The sequence below is a fragment of the Mycobacterium sp. 852002-50816_SCH5313054-b genome, assembly GCF_001667185.1.
Taxonomy (GTDB): domain Bacteria; phylum Actinomycetota; class Actinomycetes; order Mycobacteriales; family Mycobacteriaceae; genus Mycobacterium.
In genome coordinates this window covers 1-9,973 of record NZ_LZIC01000111.1, presented here as the reverse complement: position 1 = coordinate 9,973, position 9,973 = coordinate 1, and the positions used below count along the sequence as shown (strand labels likewise).

General features: G+C 68.7%; 9 protein-coding genes and 1 pseudogene. All 10 read left to right on the top strand.

Translation table 11 applies throughout. From position 1 onward, the window contains the following. Positions 1 to 682 (top strand): ABC transporter ATP-binding protein (locus tag A5787_RS20505; RefSeq protein ID WP_156764051.1); only part of this gene is annotated, 682 nt, incomplete at its 5' end. Continuing rightward, entirely contained in the window at positions 679 to 2,556 is a 1,878-nt protein-coding gene (locus tag A5787_RS20500; protein ID WP_066970398.1) for an ABC transporter ATP-binding protein, read from the top strand. The genes A5787_RS20505 and A5787_RS20500, both read left to right, overlap by 4 nt. An 88-nt stretch (positions 2,557 to 2,644) precedes the next feature. Further along, positions 2,645 to 2,977 (top strand): DUF732 domain-containing protein, encoded by a 333-nt coding sequence (locus tag A5787_RS20495; protein WP_066970396.1) that lies wholly within the window; start codon positions 2,645 to 2,647, stop codon positions 2,975 to 2,977. A gap of 166 nt (positions 2,978 to 3,143) precedes the next feature. After that, the gene (locus A5787_RS20490) at positions 3,144 to 3,842 is read left to right on the top strand and encodes a hypothetical protein (protein ID WP_066970393.1); all 699 of its coding nucleotides are present in this window, start codon (positions 3,144 to 3,146) and stop codon (positions 3,840 to 3,842) included. 196 nt (positions 3,843 to 4,038) lie between these two features. Next, on the top strand, positions 4,039 to 5,190 hold the full coding sequence (locus A5787_RS20485) for a BTAD domain-containing putative transcriptional regulator (protein WP_066970390.1): 1,152 nt from the start codon (positions 4,039 to 4,041) through the stop codon (positions 5,188 to 5,190). A gap of 103 nt (positions 5,191 to 5,293) precedes the next feature. Beyond that, complete coding sequence (locus A5787_RS20480; protein ID WP_066970387.1) at positions 5,294 to 5,626, top strand: DUF732 domain-containing protein; 333 nt, start codon at positions 5,294 to 5,296, stop codon at positions 5,624 to 5,626. A gap of 180 nt (positions 5,627 to 5,806) precedes the next feature. Then, positions 5,807 to 6,505: a hypothetical protein gene (locus A5787_RS20475; RefSeq protein WP_066970384.1), complete on the top strand. Its 699-nt coding sequence runs from the start codon at positions 5,807 to 5,809 to the stop codon at positions 6,503 to 6,505. Positions 6,506 to 6,573: 68 nt separating this feature from the next. Then, positions 6,574 to 8,253: a serine/threonine-protein kinase gene (locus A5787_RS20470; protein WP_066970381.1), complete on the top strand. Its 1,680-nt coding sequence runs from the start codon at positions 6,574 to 6,576 to the stop codon at positions 8,251 to 8,253. An 11-nt stretch (positions 8,254 to 8,264) separates the two neighbouring features. Beyond that, positions 8,265 to 8,891 carry a bifunctional 2-polyprenyl-6-hydroxyphenol methylase/3-demethylubiquinol 3-O-methyltransferase UbiG gene (locus A5787_RS20465; RefSeq protein WP_231994090.1) on the top strand — a complete coding sequence of 209 codons (627 nt, stop codon included), beginning with the start codon at positions 8,265 to 8,267 and terminating at the stop codon, positions 8,889 to 8,891. Between the two features lie 138 nt (positions 8,892 to 9,029). Then, a pseudogene (locus A5787_RS20460) lies at positions 9,030 to 9,973 on the top strand (serine/threonine-protein kinase); the annotation flags it as partial.

Sequence of the window (9,973 nt, the reverse complement as noted above, 5' to 3'; positions counted from 1 at the left end):
GCTCCACGACCTGTCGCTGACGGCGCGGCCCGGCACCACCACCGCGATCGTCGGCAGCACCGGTTCGGGCAAGTCGACGCTGGTGTCGCTGATCTGCCGGCTCTACGACGTGACCGGCGGCGCGGTCCTCGTCGACGACGTCGACGTCCGCGATTACGACACCGAGCGGCTGTGGTCCGCGATCGGCCTGGTCCCCCAGCGCGGCTACCTGTTCACCGGCACGGTCGCGGACAACCTGCGCTACGGCAAGGCCGACGCTACGGAACCAGAGATGTGGGAAGCGTTGCGGGTGGCCGACGCCGACGGGTTCGTGCGGGCCCACGACGACGGGCTGCACATGCGGGTGGCCCAGGGCGGGATCAACTTTTCGGGCGGCCAACGGCAGCGGCTGGCGATCGCGCGGGCGGTGATCCGCCGGCCCGCCATCTACCTGTTCGACGACTCGTTCGCCGCGCTCGACGTGCACACCGACGCGCGGGTGCGCGCGTCGCTGGCGCAGACGTCCGGGGACGCGACGATCGTCGTTGTCACGCAGCGCGTTTCGACCGCAGCCCAGGCCGACCAGGTGATCGTCGTCGACGGCGGGAAGCTGGTGGGCGCGGGCACGGATGAAGCGCTGCTGGCCGACTGCCCCACCTACGCCGAATTCGCCGACTCGCAGTCGGTGGGCGCCTTGCAATGACCGTCGCGCCCGTGGCACCGACGGCGGGACGTTCCCGCGACTTTTGGGGGTCGGCGGCCCGTCTGGTGAAACGGCTTGCGCCGCAACGGACGCTGAGCGTCGCGGTGATCACGCTGGGCATCACCGGCACGGCGATCGGGGTCGTCGTGCCACGGATCCTCGGCCACGCCACCGACCTGTTGTTCAACGGCGTCATCGGGCGGCGGCTTCCCGCCGGAATCAGCAAGGCGCAAGCCGTGGCCGCGGCGCGGGCCCGCGGCGACAACGCCTTTGCCGACCTGCTGTCCGGGATGAACGTGGTGCCGGGCCGGGGCGTGGACTTCGGCGGGGTGGGCAGGACCCTGGCGCTGGCGCTGACCCTGTATGTCATTGCCGCGCTGCTGATCTGGGCGCAGGCCTGGTTGCTCAACCTCACCGTGCAGCGCACCATGGTCGCGCTGCGTCGCGATGTCGAGGACAAGATTCACCGGTTGCCGTTGTCCTATTTCGACGGGCGCCAGCGGGGCGAGCTGCTGAGCAGGGTGACAAACGACATCGACAACGTCCAGTCGTCGCTGTCGATGACGATCAGCCAGCTGGTGACGGCGGTGCTGACGGTGGTGGCCGTGCTGGCGATGATGGTGTCCATCTCGCCGCCGCTGGCCCTGATCACCCTGCTGGCGGTGCCGGTCTCGCTGCTGGCGACCCGCGCGATCGCGCGGCGCTCGCAGCGCCTGTTCGTCACGCAGTGGACAAGCACCGGACGCCTCAACGCCCACATCGAGGAGACCTACAGCGGGTTCACGGTGGTCAAGACGTTCGGCCACCAGGCCGCCGCGCGCGAGCAGTTCCGCCGCTGCAACGACGACGTGTACCAGGCCAGTTTCGGCGCCCAGTTCTTCTCCGGGCTGGTGGCGCCGGCGACGACGTTCGTCGGCAACATCGGCTACGTCGCCGTCGCCGTCGTCGGGGGCCTGCAGGTGGCGACCGGGCAGATCACGCTCGGCAGCATCCAGGCCTTCATCCAATACGTCCGGCAGTTCAACGCGCCGGTGGGCCAGGTCGCCGGGATGTACAACACGTTGCAATCCGGGGTGGCCAGCGCCGAGCGGGTGTTCGACCTGCTCGACGAGCCCGAGGAACCGCCCGCCCCCGAGCGCGACTTGCCACGATCCAACGGCGGCCGCGTCGAGTTCCGGCACGTCAACTTCGCCTACCGGCCGGGCACGCCGGTGCTCCACGACCTGTCGCTGGTGGCCGAACCCGGCAGCACCGTCGCGATCGTCGGACCGACCGGGGCGGGCAAGACCACCATGGTGAACCTGCTGATGCGCTTCTACGACGTCGATTCCGGCCGAATCCTGATCGACGGGGTCGACATCACCACGGTGAGCCGGCAGTCGTTGCGCGCGCGAATCGGCATGGTGCTGCAGGACACCTGGCTGTTCGACGGGACGATCGCCGAGAACATCGCCTACGGGCGGCCGGAGGCCAGCGAGGACGAGGTGGTGGCCGCGGCCAGGGCGGCCTATGTCGACCGGTTCGTGCACACGCTGCCGGCCGGCTACCAGACCCGCGTCAGCGGGGACGGCGCCAACATCAGCGCCGGCGAGAAGCAGCTCATCACCATCGCCCGCGCCTTCCTCGCCCAACCGCAGCTGCTGATCCTGGACGAGGCCACCAGCTCGGTCGACACCCGCACCGAGGCCCTCGTTGCGCGCGCCACGCGCGAGCTCCGCCGGGATCGAACGAGTTTCATTATCGCGCACCGACTTTCGACGATCCGGGACGCCGACCGCATCCTGGTCGTGGAGGACGGCCGCATCGTGGAACACGGCAGCCACGTCCAGCTGCTGGCCCGGCGCGGCGCCTATTACGCGATGACGCGGGCGTAGCCACCAAGAATTCGTTCAGGATCCCCCAAGGGGCCGGCCCGACGCTGAACACGTTCAACGCCGAACCGAGCAGCAAAGGACCACAACAATGTTCACACACCGCATCACCGCAGCCGTTGCCACCGCTTTCGGCACCGCCGCCGTCGGGCTCGCCGTCGCGACCGCCGGCACCGCCGGGGCAGTCGTCGCCGACGGCAACGCCGTCCCCCCGATGACGGTCCAGGCCACGTCTTTCGGCTCAGACCAAGAGGCCATCCAGGCCGGGCACCAGGTGTGCAGCGAGCTGGCCGCCGGCAAGAGCAAGGCGGCCGTCGCGATCATGCTGATGACCCACGCGCGGCTGTCGCCCCGGGATGCGGGCTACTTCGTGGCTGCCGCCACCAAGTTCTACTGCCCGCAGTTCGCCGGTCAGGCTACCTAGCCACCACCTACCGCGATGGGGGATTCCGGTTCACCGGGATCCCCCATCCGCCGCTGGAGCCGGGATGTGCGGGCCCTTCCAAGAATTCGTGGAGATACCGACAAGGCCGGGATTGGAGCCTTTCCTCAACCGACCCGCACGGGTTCGAAACGAGCAAGGACACGCCATGAAAGCCACCACGATCGCCGCCGCCGCCAAGGCCGTCACCGTCGCGGTCCTCGCCGGCGCCGTCGCGTTCGGCGTGGCCGCCCCGGCAAGCGCGGCGTCGGAAGTCATGTACGGCGACCCGGTTGCCGCCGCCGAGTACTGGCACGAGCAGCGGTACGACGACTGCGTCCTCATGGCGAGCGCCGACGTCATCGGCCAGCTCACCGGTGCCGCACCCTCGGAGAGGGCCATCATCGCCAAGGCCCACTCGACCCCCAGCGTCGTCTCAGCGGGCCCGATCTACACCAAGCCGGCCGACCCGGTCAACCCCAGTTCGGGCGGGGGCGCGAGCCTGGCGGACGTGCCGACGTTGCTCGCCCAATACCGGGTCACCGCCGTCGTCATCGACAGGGACGACACCGCCAGAAGCGGGATCCGTCCGGGCATCGCGGGACTCAAGCAGGCGCTGGGCGGCGGCCACAAGGTGATCGTCAGCCTCAACGGCGAACTGATCTGGCACCAGCCTGTCGAGGAGAAGGACAAGTTCGGCAACCCGCTGTCCGACCACGCGGTGGTGGTGACGGGCGTCGACGCCACCCACGGCATCGTCCACCTCAACGACAGCGGCACCTCCGAGGGGCGCGACGAGCAGATTCCCCTGCCGCTCTTCGTTCAGTCCTGGGAGACAAGCAACGAGCTGATGGTCGTCACGCTCTGAAGTGGCGTCCGGATTTCCCTGAGCCCTAACCCGATTCACCCGAGGCGGCCAGGATTGCGTGGCTGAGGCGCATTTCCGCGACGCGGCGCATTTCGCGGGTTGTTACCGAATTCGCCCGATTCGTATGACAATCACAAGCACAAGACACCTCATTGGCACGCGAACGCCGCGGAAGACAGGGAGGCTGTTACGCGCGATGGTGGACAAACGTCTCGAGTTCGGTCTGCTGGGACCGCTGGAAATGAGCGTCGATGGCGCCTTGGTGCCGGCGGGCACCCCCAAGCAGCGGGCCGTCCTGGCCTTGCTGCTGATGAACCGCAACAGCCCCGTGGGCGTCGACCGGCTCTCCACGGCTCTCTGGGAGGATTCGCCGCCGTCGGGGGCCAGGGCCAGCATCCACTCCTACGTGTCCAACCTGCGGAAGCTGCTCGGCGGATTCGGGGTGGACTCGCGGGTGGTGCTGGCGGCGGCGCCCCCGGGCTACCGCCTCAGCATCCCCGACGACGCTTGCGACATCGGGCGATTCATCGCCGAGAAGACTGCGGGCGTGCAGGCGGCCGCCGGCGGCCGGTTCGAACAGGCCAGCAAGCACCTTTCCGCGGCGCTGGCCGAGTGGCGCGGGCAGGTGCTCGAGGACCTGCGCGACTTTCAGTTCGTCGACGCCTTCGCCACCTCCCTGGTCGAGGAGAAGATCCTCGTCCACACGGCGAGGGCCGAGGCCGAAATCGCTTGCGGACGCGCCTCTGCCGTGACCACCGAGCTCGAGGCCCTGACCGTGGAGCATCCCTACCGCGAGCCGCTGTGGGCGCAGCTGATCACGGCCTACTACCTCACCGACCGCCAATCCGATGCCCTGGCCGCCTACCGCCGCGTGAAGGAAACGCTCGCCGAGGACCTCGGCATCGACCCGGGCCACAACCTGCGCGAACTCAACGACCGGATCCTGCGCCAGGAACCGTTGGACGTCAAGAAGACCGCCGTCACCACCGCCGCCGTGACGCTCACGGTCATGGACCAGTACACGATGGTGTCCGATCGGGACGCCGTCGCGTACCTGCGCGAAGAGTCCGGCGACACCCACGCGCTGGACGAGGCCGCGACCCGCATCGGGCGTCTCAGCGACAACGACATCGTCCTGGCCACCCCCAAGGTCAGCCGCTACCACGCCGTCATCGTCGACACGGGCAGCAGCTTCGTGATCAACGACCTGCGCTCGTCGAACGGGGTGTACGTGCGAAACCAGCGGATCCGCCGGGCGACCCCGCTGCACGACGGCGATCACGTCCGCATCGGCGAGCACGAGTTCACGTTCGAGATCGCCGCGGGGAACAAGGCCGGCACCGAATAAGACGTCAACGCGAAGTTGCGCCAAGAACTTATTGAGAATCCTTCAAGGATTCGGCCCGAGGCTGAGCGCATCCAGGGCCGAACCCACCAGTAAAGGATCAACAATGTTCTCTCCCCGCACCACCGCCGCCGTCACCACCGCCGTCGGCGCCGCCGCCGCCGGGCTCGCGGTCGCCACCGCAGGGGCGGCAGGGGCCGGCACCGCCGACGACACCTTCATCACCGAGATGAGGGGCCTCGGCGTCACGTTCACGTCACCCCAGGAGGCCAGCAAGGAAGGCCACCAGGTATGCAGGGAGCTGGCCGCCGGCAAGTCCGGGACGGACGTCGCCACGGAAGTGCTGAGCCAGACAAACCTCACGAGCAAGCAGGCCGCCTACTTCGTCGTCGACGCGGCCCACGCCTACTGCCCCCAGCTGTCCAGCCGGCTCACCTAGTCACCCGCCCACCCGAATGGGGATCCCGCCAGCCGGGGTCCCCATTCTCCGTTGCGCGGCAAGGGATTAGCGGCGCGAATATCACTCCAAGGATCCGTTGAGATAACGACAAGTCCGAGATCGGAACCTTTTCTCAACCAAACCGCAACAACGCGGAACGAGAAAGGACGAGGACTACCCATGCACGCCAGCACGATCAAACACATCGCCAAAACCGCCGTCTTCGCGGTGGCCGCCGGGGCCGCCGCCCTGGGAGCGGCCAGCCCGGCCGGCGCGGCCTCGGGCGCCACGTACGGCGACCCCGAGGCCGCCGCCAAGTGGTGGCGCCACCAGAAATACGACGACTGCGTGCTGATGGCCAGCGCCGATGTGATCGGCCAGGTGACCGGCACGGAACCCTCCGAGGAGGCGATCATCAAGAAGGCCCAATCGACCCCGAGCACCATTCACCCCGGCTCGATCTACATCACGCCGGCCGACACGAAGAACCCGAATTCGGGCCAGGGCACCATGTTCGCCGACGTCCCGACGCTGCTCAAGCAGTACAAGGTCGACGCCCTCATCACCAACAGGCAGTACGCCGCCGAAGACGGCATCCCCGGCGGCATCCGGGGCATCGAGCAGGAGCTGGGCACCGGCCACAAGGTGATCGTCAGCGTCAACGGCGAACTCATCTGGAACGTGCCCGTCGAAACCAAGGACAAGAACGGCAAGCCGCTCGGCGACCACGCCGTGGTGGTGACCGGCGTCGACGCCGCCTTCAACATCGTCCACCTGAACGACAGCGGCGATCCCAAGGGCCGCGACGCGCAGATCCCGATGTCGGTGTTCCTCAAGGCATGGGACGCCAGCAACGAGCTGATGGTCGCCACCACCTAAAGCGCTGACCGGGTGCCCGGCACCGGTGTTGATATGGTCGGCGGGTCTGGGTTGGTTTGGGAGGATCGATGAGCGGGGCGCCGGGCTCGCGTTCGGGGTCGAGGTTCGGACCCTACGAGCTCAAACGGGCCCTCGGCCACGGCGGCATGGGCGAGGTCTACGAGGCCGAACACACCGTCAAGGGCTGGACGGTGGCGCTGAAGCTGATGTCGGAATCCGTGAGCAAGGATCCGGTATTTCGCGAGCGGATGAGACGCGAAGCCCGCATCACCGGCCGTTTGCAGGAACCCCACGTGGTGCCGATCCACGACTACGGCGAAATCGACGGCCAGATGTATCTGGAGATGCGCCTCATCGAGGGCACCGACCTGGATTCGTTGCTCAAACGGTTCGGCCCGCTGAGCCCGCCGCGGGCGGTGGCCATCATCACCCAGATCGCCTCGGCGCTGGACGCCGCCCACGCCGCCGGGGTGATGCACCGCGACGTCAAACCGCCCAACATCCTGGTCACCCGCGACGACTTCGCCTACCTGGTGGACTTCGGCATCGCCAGCGCGACCACCGACGAAAAATTGACTCAACTCGGCACCGCGGTGGGCACCTGGAAATACATGGCGCCCGAACGCTTTTCGAACGACGAAGTCACCTACCGCGCCGACATCTACTCCCTGGCGTGCGTGCTCTACGAATGCCTCACGGGTTCCCCGCCGTACCCGTCCGATAGCGCCGGGGTGCTGGTCAGCGCCCACCTGGTGGAGCCCATCCCCCAGCCCAGCGTCAAACGATCGGGCATCCCCCGGGCGTTCGACACCGTGATCGCGCGCGGCATGGCCAAAAAGCCGCACGACCGCTACGCCAGCGCCGGTGACCTGGCGCGCGCCGCCCACGATGCGCTCACCGATCCGGAGCAGACGCAGGCCGTCAACATCCTGCGCCACAGTGAGCAGTCCGCCCCGTCCGTACCGAAGGGCGCCGTTGGTTCCGTGCCGCGGCCCATGCCCGTTGCGGGCCCGCCCCCACCGAATCCGCCGCGGTACCAAGCCCCTTTCGGCGGGCCACCACCGCAATTCGCCGGCCCCGCGCCGTGGGGTCCCGGGCACCCGCCGGCGCCACCGCGCCGGCGCAACCCGTGGGCCATCGTCGCCGGGGCCGCGGCGGCCGTGGTCGTCCTCGTCGCCGCCGCCGTCGGCATCTCGATCGCGGTCGGCAACGACGACAGCGAAACCCCCACCGCGGCCAGCACCACCACCACGACGACCACGACCACCAAGAGAACGAGCACCCGTACCACCTCCCCGTCGCCGTCCGGCCCCTCGCCCGCCAGCGTGAGCCGGCTGATGGGCCTGCTGCCCGCCGGCTATCCATCCGGCACCTGCAATCCAGACCCCCAACCGATGCCGGGCGCGATCGTCTCCGTCTCGTGCGGGCCCAACACCGACCCCAACGGCCCCACGATCTCGGCCTACGCGCTGTTCTCGGACCTGCAAGGCGTGCAGGACGCGTTCAATCGCTACAGCGGAACCGACACGCTCGTTAAGTGCCCCGGAGACAAAGCCTCACCCGGCACCTGGTGGCACAACAAAGACCCGAACACCATCCTCGGTCAAATCGCCTGCGGGACCTATACGGGCGATGAGCCGAAGGTGATGTGGACGAGCCAGCAGACCCTTGTGTTCGCCGTCGTCGGGGGAAATGCGCAGGGGCCCAACCTGGATCAGCTGTACAAATGGTGGGCTGCCCACTCTTGAGGGCGAGCCGGTTGGCGTGGGACCACAACGCCTACTACCAACGAATCCTGTTGCGGCAACTGCCGCGGCGCTGCGGGCGGGTGCTCGACGTCGGTTGTGGCGCGGGGGCATTCGCGACGCGACTGGCCGGCCGCGCCGATCACGTCGATGCGATCGACAAGTCGGCGGCGATGATCGAGGCGGCCCGGCGGCGCGCACCGGACAACGTCACCTGCGCCCACGCCGACGTGATGGCGGCGCCCTTGCCCGCAGCGCATTACGACGCGATCGTGTCGATCACCGCGTTGCACCAGGTGCCGCTCGCCGACGCGCTGCGGCAGCTCGCGCCGGGGTTGCGCCCGGGCGGCGTGCTGGCCGCGGTGGTCTTGCCGCGCGCCGACCTGCCCCGGGAGGCGCCCGCCGAAATCGTTGCGGCGGTGGGCAATCCGGCGCTCGGCGCGGTGTTCGCCGCGCTCCGGGCGGCGGGCCGCGGCGACTGGTACCGACTGGATGCTGTCAACGACGCGATGCCGAAAGTTTTCGAACCGCCGCTGACCACCCGGCAGGCCCGCGAAATCGCCGCCGCGACCCTGCCGGGCGCCCGCGTCCGTCGGCTCCTGTTCTGGCGTTATCTCCTGCTGTGGCGGCGCCCCGGTTAGCAATGCGGTGGATGTCCTGCGGCGGGGCCGCCGCGGGCTTACCGTCTTGATTGCTGAGTACGGGGCTCGCGGTTGGCCGTTGAGGCCGGACGTTGTTGATATGGTCGGCGGGTCCGGGGTTGGTTTGGAGGGTCAGGGATGAGCGACGCGCAGGCCTCACGGGTGGGTTCGACGTTCGGGCCCTATCACCTAAAGCGGCTGCTGGGCCGCGGTGGGATGGGCGAGGTCTACGAGGCCGAGCACACCGTGAAGGAGTGGACGGTGGCGGTCAAGCTGATGTCGGACACGTTCAGCAAGGACCCGGTGTTTCGCGAGCGGATGAAGCGCGAGGCCCGCATCGCCGGCCGTTTGCAGGAACCCCACGTGGTGCCCATCCACGACTACGGCGAAATCGACGGCCAGATGTACATGGAGATGCGCCTCATCGAGGGCACCGACCTGGACGCGGTGCTCAAGCGGTTCGGCCCGCTGACCCCGCCGCGCGCGGTCGCCATCATCACCCAGATCGCCTCGGCGCTGGACGCCGCCCACGCCGCCGGGGTGATGCACCGCGACGTCAAACCGCCCAACATCCTGGTCACCCGCGACGACTTCGCCTACCTGGTGGACTTCGGCATCGCCAGCGCGACCACCGACGAAAAATTGACTCAACTCGGCACCGCGGTGGGCACCTGGAAATACATGGCGCCCGAACGCTTTTCCAACGACGAGGTCACCTACCGCGCCGACATCTACGCGCTGGCCTGCGTGCTGCACGAGGCGTTGACCGGGTCCCCGCCGTACCGCGCCGACAGCGCCAGCACCCTGGTCACCGCCCACCTGATGGACCCGATCCCGAAACCCAGCGCCGTGCGCCCGGGCGTCCCCAAGGCCTTCGACGCGGTGATCGCCCGCGGCATGGCCAAGAAACCCGAAGACCGCTACGCCAGCGCCGGCGATCTGGCGCTGGCCGCCCACGAGGCCCTCAGCGACCCCGATCAGGACCACGCCAACAACATCGTGCGTCGCAGCCAGGAAGCCACCCTGCCCGCCACCGCCGAGGCCCACACCGCGGACAGCGGTGGCCCCACCCTGGCCGCCAG

What these genes read in the sequence shown, in the direction of transcription:
- A5787_RS20500 (WP_066970398.1), top strand. Translation starts at nt 679, where the DNA reads ATGACCGTCGCGCCCGTGGCACCGACGGCGGGACGTTCCCGCGACTTT.
- A5787_RS20495 (WP_066970396.1), top strand. Translation starts at nt 2,645, where the DNA reads ATGTTCACACACCGCATCACCGCAGCCGTTGCCACCGCTTTCGGCACC.
- A5787_RS20490 (WP_066970393.1), top strand. Translation starts at nt 3,144, where the DNA reads ATGAAAGCCACCACGATCGCCGCCGCCGCCAAGGCCGTCACCGTCGCG.
- A5787_RS20485 (WP_066970390.1), top strand. Translation starts at nt 4,039, where the DNA reads ATGGTGGACAAACGTCTCGAGTTCGGTCTGCTGGGACCGCTGGAAATG.
- A5787_RS20480 (WP_066970387.1), top strand. Translation starts at nt 5,294, where the DNA reads ATGTTCTCTCCCCGCACCACCGCCGCCGTCACCACCGCCGTCGGCGCC.
- A5787_RS20475 (WP_066970384.1), top strand. Translation starts at nt 5,807, where the DNA reads ATGCACGCCAGCACGATCAAACACATCGCCAAAACCGCCGTCTTCGCG.
- A5787_RS20470 (WP_066970381.1), top strand. Translation starts at nt 6,574, where the DNA reads ATGAGCGGGGCGCCGGGCTCGCGTTCGGGGTCGAGGTTCGGACCCTAC.